Origin of the sequence: Frigoribacterium faeni (assembly GCF_007988805.1) — a bacterium.
Taxonomy (GTDB): domain Bacteria; phylum Actinomycetota; class Actinomycetes; order Actinomycetales; family Microbacteriaceae; genus Frigoribacterium; species Frigoribacterium faeni.
Window position 1 is genome coordinate 1 of the sequence record NZ_BJUV01000018.1, and the last position, 16,905, is coordinate 16,905.

Below are 16,905 nucleotides of genomic sequence, written 5' to 3' on the forward strand. Positions count from 1 at the left end.
CCGCCCGCGAGCTCGCGGGCGAGGGCGGCGAGATCGGCGGGAGGGGCGGTGAGGGGCGTCTGCTCGAGGTGCTCGACGAACTCGGTGGTCGCGCCGGCGACGGCCGCGAGATCGTCCCAGTCCATCATCGAGTCGGGGTGCACGGTCGGCCGGATCTCGACGAGCGACGTGGCGGTGAGCGACAGCTGCCGGTGCGGCAGCAGCACCTCGAACGACGACACCCGGGTGCCCCAGTAGTCGATGTACTCGTGCGTGGCCGCGACCGGTTCGATGCGCAGGTGCGACGAGAGGACGAACTGCCCCTCCGTGTGCGCCGGCAGCATGCGCGCCTCGTTGTAGCTCGCCACGGCCTCGCCCTTGTACGAGAAGCCGGTCAGGTGCCGGATCCGCAGTCGGCTCACGATCGCTCACCGACCCAGGTCGGTGCGGCGCTCGTCGGGAAGTACCGCTGGCGGATCGCCTCGGAGGCGGCGCTGGTGGCCTCCTGCACGGCGTCCATCTGGGCGGGGAGGTCCTCCAGGATCTCGGCGATCGGCTTGTACTCGAGCTCGCTCCGCATCTGGCCGAGGATGCGCACCCCGCTGTCGGAGGCGGCCACCCGGTGGTTGGTCGGCTCGACCTCCCGGAGGCACGACTCGGCCCGACTGATCGCGAACAGCACGCTGCGCGGGAAGAGCCGGTCGAGCAGGAGGAACTCCGCCGCGTTGCGCGCGCTCGGCACCCCCTTGTAGGTGCGGAGGTAGGCCTCGTAGGCGCCGCACGAACGCAGGATCGTCGTCCACGACGGCCCCGACGCCTCGGTGAGCGTGCGGGTCGCGAGCAGCCGAGCGGTCATGTCGGCCCGCTCGATCGAGCGTCCGAGGGTGAAGAACTGCCACACCTCGTCGCGGCTCGTCGCCGATTCGATGATGCCGACGGCCAGGGCGCTGCGCTCGCGCACCCAGCCGAAGAACTCGTGCACCTTGTCGCCGGCCACCTTGCGGGGCATGCGCGCCCGCGTGGTGTTCAGGCACTCCCAGAGCTCGGTCGAGACGATCTCGCGCGCCCGCCGGGCGTTCTCGCGGGCGGCGCCCAGCGAGTACGCGATCGACGCCGGGTTGTGCCGGTCGACGGCGAGCATCGAGAGCACGTCGCCGCGGGTGAGCACGACGTCGTCGGGGGCGTCGCTGCCCATGACGGCGAGCAGGCTGCGGCAGGCGGCGTCCTCCTCGATCCACGGGTCCTCGAGCAGCAGCTGGAGATGGACGTCCAGGATGCGCGCGGTGCCGTCGGAGCGCTCGATGTACCGCCCGATCCAGAACAGGCTCTCGGCGATGCGGCTCAGCATGATGACCCTTCGATGGCGGTGGACTGTTGCTGCTGCTGCGCCTGCTGGTCGTTGCGCGGATCGTCCTGCGGGGCGTGGTCGGGACTGTGATCGCCCGGCGGGGCCGCCGCCGCGATGATCGGGATCGACTGCGTCGGGGTCGTCTGCTCGGCGATCAGGGCGCTCACGTCGTGACCCGCCCAGGTGTTCACGTCGCCGCCGACGATCCAGGTGTCCTTCGAGCCGCCGCCCTGGCTGCTGTTGACGACGAGCTGCCCCTCGGGCAGCGCGACGCGGGTCAGCCCGCCCGGCAGCACCCAGACGTCGTCGCCGTCGTGCACCGCGAACGGCCTCAGGTCGGCGTGCCGGGGGCGGAGGCCCTCGTCGACGAGGGTCGGGATCGTGCTCAGCTGGACCACCGGCTGCGCGATCCAGCCGCGGGGATCCTCCAGGAGGCGGGCGCGCAGGTCGTCGAGCTCGCGGCGGCTCGCGGCGGGTCCGACCACGAGGCCCTTGCCGCCCGAGCCGTCGACCGGCTTCACGACGAGCTCGTCGAGCCGGTCGAGCACCTCCTCGAGGGCGGCCGGGTCCTCGAGACGCCAGGTGCGCACGTTCGGGAGCAGCGCCTCCTCGCCCAGGTAGTACCGGATGAGCTCGGGCAGGTACGTGTAGACGAGCTTGTCGTCGGCCACGCCGTTGCCCACCGCGTTCGCGATGGTCACGGTGCCGAGGCGAGCGGCCATCAGGAGGCCCGGCGAACCCAGCACGGAGTCGGCCCGGAACTGCAGCGGGTCGAGGAACTCGTCGTCGACGCGGCGATAGATGACGTCGACCCGTTCGGGGCCGCCGGTGGTCCGCATGAAGACGCGCCCGCCGGAGCAGTAGAGGTCGCGCCCCTCGACCAGCTCGACGCCCATCAGCCGGGCCAGCAGGGTGTGCTCGTAGTAGGCCGAGTTGAAGACGCCGGGCGTCAGCACGACGACCGTGGGCTCGTCGACCCCCGACGGCGCGCTCTTCTTCAGCGCCGAGAGCAGCCGGTTCGGGTAGTCGCCGACCGGGCGCACCCGCATCGAGACGAACAGCTCGGGCAGGGTCTGCGCCATGACCCGCCGGTTCGAGATGACGTAGCTGACGCCGCTCGGCACGCGCACGTTGTCCTCGAGCACGCACCAGGCGCCGGCCTCGTCGCGGATCAGGTCGATGCCCGAGACCTGGATGCGCACGCCGTTGGCCGGCTCGATGCCCGCCGCCTGGCGGTGGAAGTGACTCGACGAGGTCAGCAGACTCGCGGGGATCACCCCGTCGGCGACGGCGCGCTGCGGGCCGTAGACGTCGGCGAGGAACGCCTCGAGCGCCTTCACCCGCTGCTTGATGCCCTTCTCGACGCCCGACCATTCGTCCTGCTCGACCACGCGCGGCACCGCGTCGAGCGGGAACGGCCGCTCCTCGCCGGCGAAGTCGAAGGTGACGCCCTGGGCGAGGTACGAGTCGGCGAGAGCGGCGGTGCGACCGCGGAGGTCGTCCTGCGTCATGCCCTCGAGCGTCGCGTGGATGTCGGCGTAGGCGCGCCGGGCCCGCCCCTCGGACTCGAACATCTCGTCCCAGGCGGTCGGAGCGGTGCGGGTGCTGGCGGCGATGCCGCTCGTGCGGCTGCCGCCGCGCAGACCCGGGCGGCGGCCGCCGCCGCGACCCGTCGTGGCCGCGTATCCGTCGAAGAGGTCGCCCATGGCACGACCGTACCGACGGGGTGTTGCGGGGGTGTTTCCACCCGGGGGCGGGGGTGTTGCGCCGCCGCCGTAGCCCCTGCGGCAGGCGAGCCTCGGTCGTGGAGATGAGGGGACGTCATCCGAGCGGACGACATCCGGTAACGGAAGCGCAACGGGCCTGTCCGAGCCCCCACCGGACACGTACGTTCGGTGGTGTCGACCTCGGATCGCCGGGTCGACGGTTCATCGCCCTCCGTGGATCGGGGCGCATCGGACGGGGATCGATCCACACGAAGGGCTTCATCATGAACACCACCTGGCAGAGGGCGCTGGCCATCCCGGCGACCGTCTCGATCGCGCTCGGAGGAGCGCTGATCTCCGTCGCTCCGGCCATGGCCGCCGAGCCCGCCGTCACGCCGACCAGCGAGACGAGCGCCCCGCCGGCCCCCGACGCCGTCGTCACCGAGACCCCCGCCGCGGTCGAGACCCCCGCCGAGGAGGCGCTGATCACCGACCCGACGGAGGCACCGGTCGCCGAGACGCCCGCGACCGACGCACCCGCCGAGGTCCCGATCGACGACGCCGTCGAGACCCCCGCCGAGGAGGCGCCGGTCGCCGACCCGACGGAGGCACCGGTCGCCGAGACGCCCGCCACCGACGCCGACGCCGAGGTCCCGGCCGACGACGCCGACGAGAGCCTGGTCGGCGCCGCCGCCATCGCCGCCGCCCCGGTCGTCACCAGCCCGGCCCCGGAGAGCACCGTCACGGTGACCCCGCAGGACGGCGGCACGCCCAGGAAGTCGCCCGTTACGTTCACGGGCACGGCCCAGCCCGGCGCCGTCGTGAAGATCCGGCTCGACCCGAGCTCGGCGATCTCCGGCGTGCAGTACGCCGAGGTCCCCGTGGCCGCCGACGGCAGCTGGAGCACGACGCTGACGATCGCGAACACGGTCTGGGATCTGACCACCCGTCAGTACGAGGCCGGTGCCGACGGCGCCCCCACCGGGGTCGCCTCGCCCGAGACGAAGCTGAGATTCGTCCTGAAGCTCGCCCTCGAGGACGCCCCCGCCGCACCCGTCATGATCTCGCCCGTCAATGGTGCGCAGATCGAGCCGACCGTCGCGCAGGGCGCGAACGGCGACGTCGCGCCGGTCCGCATCGTCATCACCGGCGTCCCCGGCGCCAAGGCCGAGTTCTCGTACCGCGAGATCGGCGGCAACGGCTATCGCACGGCCGTGCCGGAGCCGACCATCCCCGCCTCGGGCACGCTCACCTACGACGCGTACATCCCCGCGGGCAAGTGGCGGATCAGCACGCGTCAGTACCTCGTGACGGCCGCGGGCACGCAGCTCAGCGAGAAGTCGGCCATCTCCGGCGGCCGGGCGATCGACCTGCACCCGAAGAACCTCGCCGCCCCGACCATCACCTCGCCGCGGGCCGGCGCGGTCGTGCCGACGACGGTCGAGTATCCGACCGACTACATCGGCGCCTCCGAGGACGCCGCCTTCCCGTCGCGCCCGACGGCGGAGATCCGCATCGAGGGCACCGGCATCGCCGGCGGGTACGTCGACCTCACCACCACGGGAGGCGGGTACTCCGGCCGCTACGCCGTCCCGGTCGGCGCCGACGGCCGCTGGTCGTTCCTCTCGTACGAGCAGCCCGGCCGCATCACCTACAGCGCCCGATCGGCGACCTACGCCGACGAGCGGTCGTACGACACCGACGCCATCCGTCGCGTGTCCGAGACCACCTCGATCGGCTTCACCGTCGAGGACCGCGGCGTCGGCGCCGTGACCCCCGCCGGCTCGACCGGAGGCGCCGGCACCGCGACGGGGACGGGCACCTCCGCGGGAGCCGGCGTCGGCCCCGGCGGCTCGGCCCTGGCCTACACCGGCACCGACGAGCGCACGGCGACCGTGGGCCTGATCGGCGGCCTCCTGGTCGCCCTCGGACTCGGCGCCCTGGTCGTCGCACGCCGCCGCCGCTCCCTCTGATCCGTCGTCCGCTGCGATCCGCAGTCGAGGAGGTGGTGGTCGGGTCCCCGGGACCCGACCCGCGCCTCCTCGGCTCGGTGGACATCCCCCCAGCCGGAGGGACTAGCGTCGGATGAACCACTGAACGTCCCATCGGGAGGACCACATGCGTTTCCGTTACCTCGTCATCGCCCTCATCGCGTTCGTCGCGTACACCTACGGCGCCAAGGCCGGCAAGGGTCGCTACAAGGAGATCTCGAACTACCTCGGCTCGTTCTGGAACGACCCCAAGGTGAAGAAGGCTCGCGCACAGGCGAAGAAGGACGTGACGAAGGCCCGCAAGGCCGCGGTCAAGAAGGCCAAGAAGCTCTCCAACTGAGCCACCGCTGAACGAGACCCCCGCCGACTCCGGTCGCCGGGGGTCTCGTCGTGTGACCGGTGGGCGCGAGTAGCATCGCGGCATGCCCGAGGGTGACAGCGTCTACCTCCTCGCCGCGAGGCTCCGTCCCGCGCTCGTCGGGCGACTCGTCGCCGACGGAGAACTGCGGTCGGGCGACGCCGCCGGGACGCGGCTCGCGGGGCGGCGGATCACCGAGCTCGACACGCACGGCAAGCATCTGCTGACCCGGTTCGACGACGGCACGACGCTGCACACGCACCTGCGTCTGCAGGGGTCGTGGACGCTCACGGGGGCGGGTCGCGCACTCCCCCGGCGTCTGCACCCGCAGGTGCGGGTGCGGGCCCGGCTCGACGACGGCCGGACGCTGTGGGGCGTCGACGTCCCCGTCGTGGACCTGGTGCCCACCGAAGCGGAGCGCACCCTGATCGGACATCTCGGCCCCGACCCGCTCCGCGACGACTGGGATGCCGAGGAGGCGCGGCGCCGGCTCGCCGCACGGCCCGACGTCACCGTCCGAGCGGCCCTGCTCGATCAGCGCCCGATGGCCGGCCTCGGCAATCTGTGGGCCAACGAGGTGGGTTTCCTGCGCGGGGTCCACCCCGCGACGCCTCTCGCCCACGTCGACCTGGGGAGACTCGTCGACGTCGCCGCGCGCGCCCTCCGCTTCTCCGTCAGGACACCGGGCGCGTACCAGGTGACGACGGGTCGGACGCGGCGGGGTGAGACGCACTGGGTCGTCGGGCGGGCCGGGCGCCCGTGCCTCCGCTGCGGCACCCCCGTGTCAGCCCTCGACGACCCGCCCGCTCAGGACGGCGGCACGCGACGAGCGTGGTGGTGCCCCCGCTGTCAGCCGGCCGCTCCCTGACCGGCGGATCGACGCGTCGAGCGCTTCTCGTCGTCCGTCGGGTCAATCAGGCAGCTCGACGACGGTCAGCCGGGCGAGCATCGTCGCGGGGTCGTCGACACCGAGCGCGAGGAGCAGGTCCGCCCAGAGACGGCAGAGGTTGTACTGCGTCCGAGGCTCCTCGAAGCCGTTGTCCTCCGCCGTGACCAGCCCGTAGCTCGCTGCGAAGAACTGGGTCACGATCTCGCTCGCGGCTCGCGTCGTGACCAGGTCGCCCTCGCTGATGCTGCGCGCGATCATCTGCTCACCCGTCGCTCGCCACTGGAGGTCCCCGGCCGGGAACGAGAGCTCAGCGGCACGCTGCTCGAACGTCAGACGAGCCGCGGCCGCGGCGAGGGGGTTCCTCCGCGCGTCGAGCGCCGCAGACAGCAGGATGGTCAGCAGCTGCTCGAGGCCCGATCCGGGGCCGTCCGAGACCCGACGGATCAGCTCCGCCCATCGCGCACGCTGGTGCTGCACGATCGCGAGGGCGATGTCCTCCTTGGTCTCGAAGTGGTGATAGCCGACCGCCGACCTCGGGGCGTTCATCTCGGCGGCGATGCCGGCGATCGTGGTGCCGTGGTAACCCCGACGCGCGAAGACGGCGGCGGCCGCTCGCAGGATCTCGTCACGTCGCTGTGCTTTCCGTCGATCCCGCGATGTTTCCATTCCGTCACTGTAGGGATCCCAGCTCGATGGACGGCCACCCGTCGGACCGGGGTACAGAAACCGATCCGAAAGTGGGGGGTTCGCTGATGCCGCTTTCGCCATACATTTGTCTTGCGAGACAGATCGCCATCGATGGCCTCGACGTCATGGCATTCGGGTGCCCGTCGACGGGCCATCCCGCCCGGCTCCAGACCGACGGCCCGACATCACGGGCCCGTCGACGCTCGAGCCGGGCGGCTCTCATCCGAGCCCGAGGAGGAGCACCGTGAAATTGGTCATCGCGAGTTCGCGACCCCGTCCGCACAAGAAGAACCGACCGTTCCGACCGCACGTCGAGACGTTCATCTCCGCGGCGTCGGGCGAATCGCTCCACCTCTCGTGCTTCTGCCAGTCGGGGGAGAACCACCTGACCCTGCCGGGAGCACGCCAATCCGTGCCGAGCCCTTCGGTCGACCGCTCCTGCGAATCACAGAAATGAGCTCACCATCATGAAGAAGTCCACCCTCCTCAGCACCGCGGCCATCACCGGCCTCGTCGCCGCCGCCGCCTTCTCCGGCCAGGCCGCCTCCGCGGCCGACAGCACGATGACCGTCGCGGTCGCAGCGGGCAGCCTCTCCATCAGCGCCCCGACCGCCGGCGACCTCGGGTCGGTCGCACCCGGGTCCACCGGGACGGCCACGCTGGCCGGCGTCGAGGTCACCGACGCCCGAGCCGGCACCGTCGGCTGGCCGGCGACGGTCGCGATCTCCGACTTCACCTCGGCCACCCTGTCCGAGACGATCCCCGCCACGAACCTGTCGTACGCACCCGGAGTCGCCGCCACGACGGGTACCGCGACCGTCACGGCCGCGCCGGCGACCGGCGGGACGGCCTCGGCCGTCCAGACCGCGACCGACGTGTCGGGGAACAACACGGCGACCTGGGACGGCACGCTCGATCTCACCGTCCCCGCCGACGCTCTCGCCGCACCCGACTACACGGCGACCGTCACGCACTCCGTCGCCTGACGTGAGCACCCCTCCCGCCAGGGCGATCGTCCTGCTGATCGCGACGCTCGCCCTGGCGGGAGCCCCTCTCCTCTCACCGCCGCAGGCGCATGCGTCCGCGCAGCCCCCGTCGGCGTCCCCTCCCCGCGCGGAGGGGCTCGGCGTGCGACTGCTGCCCGACCCCGACGAGGCCCGGACCGATCCTCGCGCCCGCCAGTACATCGTGCAGACGGTCGCCCCGGGAGCGACCCTGACGCGTCAGCTCGAGATCACGAACACGACCGGCGCGCCGCGAGAGGTCTCCCTCTACAGCGCGGGAGCCGACATCTCCGACGGCTCGTTCGACATCGGGCAGACGGAGCCGAACGCCCTGTCGAGCTGGATGCGGCTCAGCTCATCCCGTCTGACCATCCCGGACGGAGCCTCCGACGAGGTCACGATCCAGCTCGTCGTCCCCGACGACGCACCCGGAGGCGAGCAGTACGCCGTGGTCTGGGCCGAGATGCGCGCGCCCGCGTCCTCCGAGACGTCGGGCGTCAGCGTCGTGAACCGCGTCGGGATACGCAGCTACATCGACGTCGACGGCGAGCCGGCGTCGCCCGCCGCGTTCGACATCGGGACGATCTCGTCGCACGCCACCGACGACGGCCTCTCGCTCACCGCGCGGGTCGCCAACGTGGGCGATGTCGCCGTCGACCTCAGCGGCGACGTCACCCTCTCCGACGGCCCCGGCAGCACGAGCGCCGGCCCCTTCCCGTCTTCCCAGCCGGTCTCGCTGGCGCCCGGCCAGGACTCCACCGTGACCTTCGCCCTGCCGGTCGACCTCGCGGCCGGACCTTGGACCGCGACCGTGACCCTGGCCAGCGGCGACGTGTCCCGATCGGCGACCACGACCCTGACGCTGGCGACCTCGCGACCCGCCGCCACGCAGACCTCCTGGACCACCCCGGTCATCGTGGCGATCGTGGTCCTGTCTCTGGCGGGCGTCACGACGGTCGTCGTCATCCGACGTCGCCGTCGCCTCGACTGAGCCTCCTCCGCGTCCGGACGACGGGGACCAGAGCCACGACGAGCAGCACGACACCGGCCAGGGCGACGGCCAGCCCGACGAGGAGGAGGAAGCCCGCTCCCATGTTGGCTCCTCCGTCGGGGTCGGAGAGGAAGTACGCCAGGAGCCCGCCACCGCTCAGGACCCCGGACACGGCGAGGACGATCGCAGCAGCGAGGAAGGAGCCACGGCTCGAGTCGTTCATGTCGACATCCTGCCCTGCTCTTGACTTTCCAATTTGGCAACACTTAGAGTTTCCGATATGGAAAGTCATTCGAACGACCACTCGTCGCAGCCCGTCGACCCGATCGCAGCCTTCCAGCTCGCGAACGACGCGCAGGCCCGCATGGCCGCCCGCGTCCGCTCGCCCTGGTGGGTGCACGCGCTCCGTGGCGCCCTCGTGGCCGCCGTCGTCTTCGGCCTCGGCGCCCCCGACAGCACGGCCTGGATGCTGCTCGGAGTCGTGGGGCTGATCGCCCTCTCCCGCCGCCGCGTCCGCGACACCGGCGTCGCCCACGCGAACCCCGATCGCTGGAGGTTCCTCGCCCTGGGCGCCCCCTGGACCATCATCGCGTTCGGCGTCATCGTCGCCGCCATGGTGTTCGTCGTCGCAGTCAGAGACGAGCCACTCTGGCAGGTCGCCGTGGCCGCCGGTACGGCCGGCGCCGTCACCCTCGTGCTCGGACCGGTCGCCGACGCGGCGGCGCGGCGCCGCATGGCCGGGGACCTCTCCGCCGGCGCGGGTCGGTGACCGCGCCCGAGCCGCTCTTCGACGCCGTCGTCCACGCACCTCAGCGGCTGCAGATCTGCGCGATGCTCGCCCGTGGCGGAGAGGTCGAGTTCGGGACGCTGCGCGAGGGGCTCGCCGTCTCGGACGCGACCCTGAGCAAGCACCTCCGCACCCTCACCGAGGCCGGCTACGTCGACCTCCGCCGTGTGCAGCGAGCCCGCGGCCAGGCCCGGACGTGGGTCGCGCTGACCCCGGCGGGCACGACGGCGCTCCGCGGCCACTTCGCCTTCCTGCAGAGCCTCGCGCCGTAGACCCCCGGCCGCTTCGCATCAGCGCTTCCCGGGCATCACGCACCACTGACGCACCTCGTCCGACCAGCTCAGGGGTGCGGAGGCCGGTCGCCGGACGGGATGCCCACCCCGCCTCAGGCGTGGAAGGCGCGAGCGCCGGCGAGGAGGCGCTCGAACGCCGACTCGGCGGCGGGATCGATCTCGCGGCGCGAGGCGTCGGCGTCGAACCACTCGACGATCTCCCGGGCGCCCGTGGCCCACGAGGTCGCCGCGTGCCAGCCGGGGACGAACGCCTTGACCTTCGAGTTGTCGAACACGACCGAGTGCGCCTTGTCGCCGAGGATCCCCGGGCCCCACTCCGGCTCGACGACGGCGACGCTCTCGCTCGCCACGTGCACCAGCTTCGGATCGCCCACCCCCGCCGCGGCGGCCAGGGTCGTGTAGATCTGGTTCCAGGGCAGCGCCTCGTCGGAGGTGATGTGGAAGACGTCGCCGACGGCGGCCGGGAGACCGAGGAGCCCGACGAACGCGCGGGCGAAGTCGGCGTGGTGCGTCAGAGTCCACAACGACGTGCCGTCGCCGGGGACGACGACCTCGACGCCTCGTCGCATCCGATCGATGGCGGTCCAGCCTCCGGTGACCGGGATCGAGGTGCGGTCGTAGGTGTGCGAAGGGCGGATGATCGTGACCGGGAAACCGTGCTCGCGATAGGCGCCGACGAGGAGGTCCTCGCAGGCAATCTTGTCGCGGGAGTACTGCCAGTACGGGTTGCGCAGCGGCGACGACTCGCGGATCGGCAACGCCGCGACCGGCTTCTGGTAGGCCGACGCCGAGCTGATGAAGACGTACTGCCCGACCCGACCGGTGAAGAGGTCGACGTCGGCCTGGACCTGGTCGGGGGTGAAGGCGACGAAGTCGACGACGACGTCGAAGCACCGGTCGCCGATGGCCCGGCGGATCGATGCGGGATCGGACACGTCGCCGGTCAGCACCTCGACCCCGGCGGGTGCGGGCCGGATCGAGGACGACCCTCGATTGATGATGGTGAGGTCGTGGCCGAGCTCTCGAACCCGGACGGCGGCCGCCGAGCTGATGATTCCGGTGCCGCCGATGAACAGGACCGTCAACGCTGACATGGATGCGTCTTCTTTCTTCGGGGAGGGGGACCGCCCCAGTCTGCTCGCTCGGTCGTCGGAGGGAGTCAGGGGCCCGCCGACCGGGTCACCGCGCGGCCTCGCCGTCGTCATGGACGGCGAGGCCGCGCGGGTCGCCCACCTGCCGCAGGGGTGACGCGACGACCCAGACGACGGTGAGGAGGGTGCCGGCGCAGCCCAGAGCGATGCCCGTGCGGGTCCCGAGGGCCTCGCCGACGACGCCCCCGACCGCGGCGCCGATGGCGATGACGCCGTAGGAGAGCCACCGCATGGTGGCGTTGACCCGTCCGAGCAGACGGTCGGGGGTCCTGAGCTGACGGAGCGTCAGTGCGACGACGCTCGACAGGGACGTCCCCGCGCCGTTGATCGCGAAGACGACGACGAGGACCGCGATGACGACGGGCGCCGTCCACGACGCCTCCACGAACGGGAGTGCGGCGAGGGCGACGCACTCGGCCGCCGCGCAGGCGACCAGGACCGGCCCGGCGCCGAACCGACGCACGCTCGTCGGAGCGGCCGCGGCGCCGAGCACCGCCCCGACCGCACCGAGGCTGAAGACGAGCCCGAGGTGGCCCGCCGTGAGCCCGAGCTCACGGACGGCATGGACCGTGAAGAGCACCATGACCCACTGCGCGAAGAGGTTGTAGATGCCGGCGAAGCCGACCAGGGAGACCAGGTAGCGGTCACGGCCGACGAACCGCAGCCCGTCCGCGAGGTCTCGCAGAACGCTCCTGCCCGTGGGGACGGGCTGTCGCTCCGGAGTCGAGATGCGGAGGAGCGCCACGGCCGACACGACGTAGGTCGCGGCGTGGGCGAGGAGGGCCCACGGGGCGGACAGGGCCTGGATGAGCAACCCGGCGAGGCCGGGACCGCCGATCTCCGCCGCGGATGCCGTCGCCTGCAACCGACCGTTGGCGCGCTCGAGGTGCTCGCGGCCGGCCACCGTGGGCAGGAACGACTGGTAGCCGACCTCGAACAGGACGGTGAACGCCCCGAGCAGTCCCACGAGGACGACGAGCGCGGGCAGGGTCAGCAGGCCGGAGAACGCCAGCGCCACCACGACGAGGGTCAGGACCGCCCGGGCGATGTCGGACGAGACGAGCAGGGGGCGTCGCCGGCGCCTGTCGACCAGCACGCCGAGGGGCAGGGCGAGCAGCAGGAAGGGCAGCCACCGGACCGCACCGAGCAGCCCGACCTCTCCGGCCGAGGCGTGCAGCACGAGGACGGCGAGGAGGGGCACCGCGAGCTCGCTGATCTGACCACCGACCGACGAGGCCCCCTGGGCGATCCAGAACCGCGCGAAGTCCGGCCCCAGCCGCTCCGACTGCTGACTAATGGTCTTCATAGTCTTCACGCATTAGACAGTGGCATGACGTCGCTAATGGCGCAAGTGGCCATCACACATTAGAATGATGCGATGACCGCCCCGAGTGCACGACCGCCCTATCCCGAAGTGGGCGGCCACCCGGCCTTCGACCTCGTCGACACGGTGCACTGGCGTCTGGACGAGAGTCGCGCGATCGACACGCTCACCTCGTTCGAGGACGTCGCGACGTGGTGCAGGCAGCTCGACATCCTGGGTGGCGACTCCGCGGGCCTCGACCGGCTGACGATGGACGCCCCCGATGCGGCCGCGGACGAACTCGAGGCCGTCGTCGCGCTGCGCGAAGCGATCTACCGGGCCGTCTTCGAGTCCTCGGCGACGGCGGTCGACCTGATCGCCCGCGAGCACGTCGCAGCCCTCGGCCGATCGACGCTGCACCGGGACCCCGACGCGCCGACGTGGTCCTGGCAGGTCCCCACCGACCTCACGGGGCCGCGGGCCGCCATCGCCCTCGCCGCGCACGACCTCCTCACGTCGGATCTCACCTCCGCCCGCCAGTGCGGAGATGACGCCTGCGGCTGGGTGTACCTGGACACGTCTCCACGCCACAACCGGGTCTGGTGCACCGCAGCCGGCTGCGGTAACCGCAACCGGGTCGCGCGCCACCAGGCCAGGAAGAGGAGCTGAGGGGCGCCCGACGACAGGGTCGCTCTCGCGGGCCGACCGGCACCCTCGGATGACGGAAGCCGCACCTCCGTCACGGCGTTCGCGACGCCGTGCGTCATGAGATCGAGCGTGCGCCAGACTGGTGCCACGACGGGTGCCGACGACGCCACCTCCGCCCGCTCGAGAAAGAACCCGGCATGATCTCGCTGACCGCCGCCTCCGCCATGGCCCTCGTCGCCCTGGGCATGGTGCTCACCCCCGGCCCGAACATGATGTACCTCGTCTCGCGCAGCATCAGCCAGGGGCGTCGCGCTGGACTCGTCTCTCTCGCCGGCACGGCCGTGGGGTTCGTCGTCTACATGACCATGGCCAACGTCGGCCTCGCCGCGGTGTTCCTCGTGGTGCCGTGGCTCTACACGGCGCTGAAGGTCGCCGGCGCGGCCTATCTGCTCTGGCTGGCCTACAAGACCCTCCGACCGGGAGGCGCCTCCGTCTTCGACACCCGCGACCTGCCCCGCGACTCCGCCGCGAAACTGTTCCGCATGGGACTCGTGACCAACCTGCTCAACCCGAAGGCGGCGATCATGTACCTCGCCCTCATCCCCCAGTTCGTCGACCGGGGGGCCGGCGGCGTCGTCGCGCAGGGCTTCCAGCTCGGCGCCGTGCAGATCGTCGTGAGCCTCGCCGTCAACGCCGGCATCATCGTGGCCGCCGGGTCCATCGCGGTCTTCCTCCGCCGCAGGCCCACCTGGATGCGCTGGCAGCGATGGGCCACCGGCACCCTCCTCGGCGCCGTGGGCGTCAAGCTCGCCCTCGACGCTCCCGCCCCGGCCACGGCCGGATAGCCCGCGGCCGGGCACGGCCCCGCACCGAGGGCATCGCGAGCGCCGAATCCACGAGGCTCGTGACGAGCTCGACGTAGCCGAGTCCATGGGCAGCAGCCATCAGGGGCACCTGCGACCGCTCCGTGAAGCCCGGCGAGGTGTTGACCTCGTTCAGCACGATGCCGGTCGCGGTCACGAAGAAGTCGAAGCGGGCGATCCCGTCGCAGCCCATGACCTCCCAGAGCGCACGGGCGGCCCCGTCCACTGCGTCGTGCTCCTCCTCGTCGATGCGGGCCGGCAGGGTGAACGCCGCGCTCCCGTCGTACTTGCTGACCCTGTCGAACACGGCGCCGGGTGCCAGCCCGATCTCGAGCGTGGAACCCGCACGGAGAGCGCCCGACGCCTCTCGCCACAGGGCGATGTCCACCTCCCGTCCGACGACGAACGACTCGATGAGCACGAGCTCGCCCTCCGTCCGGGCCAGCGTCACGGCGTCGGGCAGCTGGCCGAGGTCGGTGACACGGGATACGCCGTTGCTCGAACCACCCGCCGTGGGTTTGACGACGAGAGGTGGCAGCAGGCCGGCGCCGACCGCCTTGGCCGCGAGATCGTCGAGGCGGTCGCGGGAGGTGACGAGGATCGCCGGCGCGGTGGCCACCCCCACCGCCTCCGCGATGAGCTTCGTGACCCATTTGTCGGCGGCGAGGGCGCCGGCGCGGACCGGCGACCCGACGAAGGGCACGCCCATCAAGGTGAGCAGGCCCGCGACGCTCCCGTCCTCGCCGTGCTCTCCGTGCAGCACGGGGAACGCGACGTCACTCCCCTGGAGGACCTGCACGGCCGCGGCGGGTGACACCGGTCCCGACCCTTCGAGGTGCCAGCGGCCCTCACGGTCGACGATGAGCAGCACGACATCCGCGCCGTAGCCGCGCAGAGCGCCGGCGACGGACGCGGCAGATGCACGGGAGACGTCGTGCTCGGAGTTCGCCCCGCCCCCGATGACGGCCACGCGCGGGGCGGCGCCGCGCCTCGTCGTCTCGGGGTCGGGGAGCGCGAGGGGTCTGGTGTCACAGTCGGTCATGTCTCGTCTCCTGGTGATGGGTCTCGGCTGCGGGGGCTGTCGTGCGGTGCACCCGGGCGACGCGGCTGCCGATGCGGGTGACGATCTCGTGCGGGATGGTGTCCGCCCACCGCGCCCAGTCGGCGACGGTCGGCTCTCCGCCGTCTCCCGGGCCGAAGAGCGTGACGCTCTCGCCGGGCCGGATGCGGTCGTCGCCGGTGTCCACGACGACCATGTCCATCGAGATTCGACCGACGATCGGCCGTCGCCGCCCGCGGACGAGGACCTCCGCCCGGTGCGACGCCGTCCTGGGCAGTCCGTCTCCGTAACCCACCGGCAGCAGGGCGAGGGCGGTGCGCCGTGGCACGACATGGTCCAGGCCGTAGCCGACGCCGGTGCCTGCTGCGACCACGCGGGAGGACACGACACGCGACGTCAGGGTCAGGGCCGGGCGCAGCGCGTCGGAGGTGCCGGAGGGGTCGATCCCGAAGAGCCCCGCGCCGACGCGGTGGAGGTCGTATCCCGTTCCCGTGCCGGTCACCGTCGCGGCGGTGGCTGCGAGATGGGCGACGGCGGGGACGATCCCGCGCCGGCGGGCGGTCCGTAGCGCGGCGTCGAAGACGCCGCGCTCCCGGGCGTTCTGATCGTCGTCGGGCCGATCCGCGCACGACAGGTGGCCCATGACGCCCACGATCCGCAGCAGATCCGTCGCTCGGAGCTCCCGGGCCAGGTCGCAGAGGGCGCGCCACTCCTCGGGTGGACAGCCGTCCCGGGCCATGCCCACGTCGACGTGCAGGTGGACGCGGGCGGGCCGACCGACATCGCGTCCCGCACGAGCGATCGCGTGGAGCATCTCGGGCCCCGGGACCGCCAGGTCGACGCCGGCGACGATCGCGGCCGCGATGTCGGAGTCGACCACGTTGAGCCAGCTGAGGACGGGTACGCGCACGCCGGCGCGGCGCAGGGCCAGCGCCTCCTCGATGGACGTGACTCCGATCGACCGTGCGCCGCTCTGGAGGACCGAGTCGGCGATCGACCCGTGTCCGAACGCATCGGCCTTGAGCACGGCCATCAGTCGCCTGCCCGTCAGCGCCGCGAAGTGCCGGGTGTTCGCCCTCACGGCGTCGTCGTGGACGAGGAGCGTCGAGGTGGCGGTCACCGCTGCATGCGCGGGTCGTCGGTGGGATCGCGGAACATCGGCGGGCACCCGTCGATCGCGGCGCCGTCTCGCAGCTCGTAGTGCCACGTCTCGTTCATGTAGATCTGGCAGAGGTCGTAGTCGGCGCCGTGCTCGGAGAGCCACGCGGTCGCATCCCAGCTCCCGACGTCGACGGCGTCACCGTGCACGTGCGCGGACGTCGCCGGAGTGGCCACCCATCGCGCCGCCTCCTCGGGGGTGCCGTACCGAGTGACCGCCTCGTCGAGCAGCTGCTCCTGATACGCGCCGGAGCGCCAGCCGGAGTTGACCACGATGTCGACGTCGTCGGCGGAGGCGTCGGTCGCCGCGCGCTGCAGGGCGTCGAGGAGGCGCGGGTCGAGTCCCGCGACCCCCGGCATGTCGACGTCGTAGGCGGAGGTGCCGTCGGGCAGCACCCCGCCGCCCTCGCCGGTCACCCCCGGGCCGAGCGCAGGGCCGCCCGGAGTGCCGTCGAGCGACCCGCTCGCACTGCCGAGAGGGAAGCCGGTGCTGCCGGCGGCGAGGTGGCCCGCCCACCCCGCGAGAGCGGCCGCCGACACGACGACCGCCGCGACGACCGCGATCGATCGACCCCGACGGGCACGACGCGACGCCTTCCCGACATCGTGGCCCGCCGCCAGGCGACGGGGCGACGACAGCGGACGGCGAGGCGGAGGGGGCGCGGTGTCGGTCATGGCACCCAGTCGAG

19 protein-coding genes are annotated in these 16,905 nt (G+C 72.2%); 9 read left to right on the forward strand and 10 right to left on the reverse strand.

Annotation, left to right across the window (positions count from 1 at the left end; translation table 11 throughout):
- The 3 genes from FFA01_RS09720 to FFA01_RS09730 all read right to left on the reverse strand — a co-directional run.
- On the reverse strand, positions 1-401 hold a 401-nt coding region (locus FFA01_RS09720), incomplete at its 3' end, for a transglutaminase N-terminal domain-containing protein (RefSeq protein ID WP_280178072.1).
- Positions 398-1,327 carry an alpha-E domain-containing protein gene (locus FFA01_RS09725; RefSeq protein ID WP_146855547.1) on the reverse strand — a complete coding sequence of 310 codons (930 nt, stop codon included), beginning with the start codon at positions 1,325-1,327 and terminating at the stop codon, positions 398-400. The genes FFA01_RS09720 and FFA01_RS09725, both read right to left, overlap by 4 nt.
- Positions 1,321-3,033, reverse strand: coding sequence for a circularly permuted type 2 ATP-grasp protein (locus tag FFA01_RS09730; RefSeq protein ID WP_146855549.1), 1,713 nt, complete (start codon positions 3,031-3,033; stop codon positions 1,321-1,323). Before FFA01_RS09730 ends, FFA01_RS09725 begins: the two co-directional genes overlap by 7 nt.
- 284 nt (positions 3,034-3,317) lie before the next feature.
- Between FFA01_RS09730 and FFA01_RS09735 the strand changes: the two genes are divergently transcribed.
- The 3 genes from FFA01_RS09735 (at position 3,318) to FFA01_RS09745 (ending at position 6,250) form a co-directional block, all read left to right on the forward strand.
- Entirely contained in the window at positions 3,318-5,006 is a 1,689-nt protein-coding gene (locus FFA01_RS09735; RefSeq protein WP_146855551.1) for a hypothetical protein, read from the forward strand.
- Between the two features lie 145 nt (positions 5,007-5,151).
- On the forward strand, positions 5,152-5,364 hold the full coding sequence (locus FFA01_RS09740) for a hypothetical protein (protein ID WP_146855553.1): 213 nt from the start codon (positions 5,152-5,154) through the stop codon (positions 5,362-5,364).
- Positions 5,365-5,446: 82 nt separating this feature from the next.
- Entirely contained in the window at positions 5,447-6,250 is an 804-nt protein-coding gene (locus FFA01_RS09745; RefSeq protein WP_146855555.1) for a DNA-formamidopyrimidine glycosylase family protein, read from the forward strand.
- A 42-nt stretch (positions 6,251-6,292) separates the two neighbouring features.
- On the opposite strand, the gene FFA01_RS09750 is transcribed toward FFA01_RS09745, so the two are convergent.
- Complete coding sequence (locus tag FFA01_RS09750; protein ID WP_167627335.1) at positions 6,293-6,937, reverse strand: TetR family transcriptional regulator; 645 nt, start codon at positions 6,935-6,937, stop codon at positions 6,293-6,295.
- A gap of 488 nt (positions 6,938-7,425) precedes the next feature.
- Here FFA01_RS09750 and FFA01_RS09755 point away from each other — a divergent pair, with 488 nt between their 5' ends.
- Entirely contained in the window at positions 7,426-7,944 is a 519-nt protein-coding gene (locus FFA01_RS09755; protein WP_146855559.1) for a WxL domain-containing protein, read from the forward strand.
- A gap of 1 nt (position 7,945) precedes the next feature.
- A complete protein-coding gene (locus FFA01_RS09760) occupies positions 7,946-8,953 on the forward strand; it encodes a COG1361 family protein (protein WP_146855561.1) in 1,008 nt (335 codons plus the stop codon).
- Here the strand turns inward: FFA01_RS09760 and FFA01_RS09765 are convergent.
- Positions 8,925-9,176 carry a hypothetical protein gene (locus FFA01_RS09765; RefSeq protein WP_146855563.1) on the reverse strand — a complete coding sequence of 84 codons (252 nt, stop codon included), beginning with the start codon at positions 9,174-9,176 and terminating at the stop codon, positions 8,925-8,927. The genes FFA01_RS09760 and FFA01_RS09765 overlap by 29 nt on opposite strands.
- A 57-nt stretch (positions 9,177-9,233) precedes the next feature.
- On the opposite strand from FFA01_RS09765, the gene FFA01_RS09770 reads away from it, so the two are divergent.
- A complete protein-coding gene (locus FFA01_RS09770; RefSeq protein ID WP_146855565.1) occupies positions 9,234-9,722 on the forward strand; it encodes a hypothetical protein in 489 nt (162 codons plus the stop codon).
- Positions 9,719-10,012 (forward strand): transcriptional regulator, encoded by a 294-nt coding sequence (locus tag FFA01_RS09775; protein ID WP_146855567.1) that lies wholly within the window; start codon positions 9,719-9,721, stop codon positions 10,010-10,012. The genes FFA01_RS09770 and FFA01_RS09775 overlap by 4 nt, the downstream gene beginning before the upstream one ends.
- 113 nt (positions 10,013-10,125) lie before the next feature.
- Here FFA01_RS09775 and FFA01_RS09780 read toward each other — a convergent pair whose 3' ends face one another.
- Together FFA01_RS09780 and FFA01_RS09785 are read right to left on the reverse strand one after the other, a co-directional pair.
- Complete coding sequence (locus tag FFA01_RS09780) at positions 10,126-11,127, reverse strand: NAD-dependent epimerase/dehydratase family protein (RefSeq protein WP_146855569.1); 1,002 nt, start codon at positions 11,125-11,127, stop codon at positions 10,126-10,128.
- An 85-nt stretch (positions 11,128-11,212) separates the two neighbouring features.
- Positions 11,213-12,490, reverse strand: a complete 1,278-nt coding sequence (locus FFA01_RS09785; protein ID WP_146855572.1) for an MFS transporter — start codon at positions 12,488-12,490, stop codon at positions 11,213-11,215.
- A 72-nt stretch (positions 12,491-12,562) separates the two neighbouring features.
- Between FFA01_RS09785 and FFA01_RS09790 the strand changes: the two genes are divergently transcribed.
- Positions 12,563-13,156, forward strand: a complete 594-nt coding sequence (locus FFA01_RS09790) for a CGNR zinc finger domain-containing protein (protein ID WP_146855574.1) — start codon at positions 12,563-12,565, stop codon at positions 13,154-13,156.
- Between the two features lie 176 nt (positions 13,157-13,332).
- Positions 13,333-13,980: a LysE family translocator gene (locus tag FFA01_RS09795; RefSeq protein ID WP_146855575.1), complete on the forward strand. Its 648-nt coding sequence runs from the start codon at positions 13,333-13,335 to the stop codon at positions 13,978-13,980.
- On the opposite strand, the gene FFA01_RS09800 is transcribed toward FFA01_RS09795, so the two are convergent.
- From FFA01_RS09800 to FFA01_RS09810, 3 genes are read right to left on the reverse strand one after another with little or no spacing between them, the layout of a single operon-like run.
- The gene (locus FFA01_RS09800; RefSeq protein ID WP_146855577.1) at positions 13,937-15,040 is read right to left on the reverse strand and encodes a D-alanine--D-alanine ligase family protein; all 1,104 of its coding nucleotides are present in this window, start codon (positions 15,038-15,040) and stop codon (positions 13,937-13,939) included. The two genes, FFA01_RS09795 and FFA01_RS09800, sit on opposite strands and share 44 nt — an antisense overlap.
- A complete protein-coding gene (alr, locus tag FFA01_RS09805; protein WP_146855579.1) occupies positions 15,027-16,178 on the reverse strand; it encodes an alanine racemase in 1,152 nt (383 codons plus the stop codon). The genes FFA01_RS09800 and alr overlap by 14 nt, the downstream gene beginning before the upstream one ends.
- Entirely contained in the window at positions 16,175-16,891 is a 717-nt protein-coding gene (locus tag FFA01_RS09810) for a M15 family metallopeptidase (protein ID WP_146855581.1), read from the reverse strand. Before FFA01_RS09810 ends, alr begins: the two co-directional genes overlap by 4 nt.
- Positions 16,892-16,905: the final 14 nt, after the last annotated feature.

Excerpts from the sequence above, each read along its gene's own strand:
- FFA01_RS09725 (WP_146855547.1), bottom strand. The coding sequence starts at position 1,327 with ATGCTGAGCCGCATCGCCGAGAGCCTGTTCTGGATCGGGCGGTACATC.
- FFA01_RS09730 (WP_146855549.1), bottom strand. The coding sequence starts at position 3,033 with ATGGGCGACCTCTTCGACGGATACGCGGCCACGACGGGTCGCGGCGGC.
- FFA01_RS09735 (WP_146855551.1), top strand. The coding sequence starts at position 3,318 with ATGAACACCACCTGGCAGAGGGCGCTGGCCATCCCGGCGACCGTCTCG.
- FFA01_RS09740 (WP_146855553.1), top strand. The coding sequence starts at position 5,152 with ATGCGTTTCCGTTACCTCGTCATCGCCCTCATCGCGTTCGTCGCGTAC.
- FFA01_RS09745 (WP_146855555.1), top strand. The coding sequence starts at position 5,447 with ATGCCCGAGGGTGACAGCGTCTACCTCCTCGCCGCGAGGCTCCGTCCC.
- FFA01_RS09750 (WP_167627335.1), bottom strand. The coding sequence starts at position 6,937 with ATGGAAACATCGCGGGATCGACGGAAAGCACAGCGACGTGACGAGATC.
- FFA01_RS09755 (WP_146855559.1), top strand. The coding sequence starts at position 7,426 with ATGAAGAAGTCCACCCTCCTCAGCACCGCGGCCATCACCGGCCTCGTC.
- FFA01_RS09765 (WP_146855563.1), bottom strand. The coding sequence starts at position 9,176 with ATGAACGACTCGAGCCGTGGCTCCTTCCTCGCTGCTGCGATCGTCCTC.
- FFA01_RS09770 (WP_146855565.1), top strand. The coding sequence starts at position 9,234 with ATGGAAAGTCATTCGAACGACCACTCGTCGCAGCCCGTCGACCCGATC.
- FFA01_RS09780 (WP_146855569.1), bottom strand. The coding sequence starts at position 11,127 with ATGTCAGCGTTGACGGTCCTGTTCATCGGCGGCACCGGAATCATCAGC.
- FFA01_RS09785 (WP_146855572.1), bottom strand. The coding sequence starts at position 12,490 with ATGAAGACCATTAGTCAGCAGTCGGAGCGGCTGGGGCCGGACTTCGCG.
- FFA01_RS09790 (WP_146855574.1), top strand. The coding sequence starts at position 12,563 with ATGACCGCCCCGAGTGCACGACCGCCCTATCCCGAAGTGGGCGGCCAC.
- FFA01_RS09795 (WP_146855575.1), top strand. The coding sequence starts at position 13,333 with ATGATCTCGCTGACCGCCGCCTCCGCCATGGCCCTCGTCGCCCTGGGC.
- FFA01_RS09800 (WP_146855577.1), bottom strand. The coding sequence starts at position 15,040 with ATGACCGACTGTGACACCAGACCCCTCGCGCTCCCCGACCCCGAGACG.
- FFA01_RS09810 (WP_146855581.1), bottom strand. The coding sequence starts at position 16,891 with ATGACCGACACCGCGCCCCCTCCGCCTCGCCGTCCGCTGTCGTCGCCC.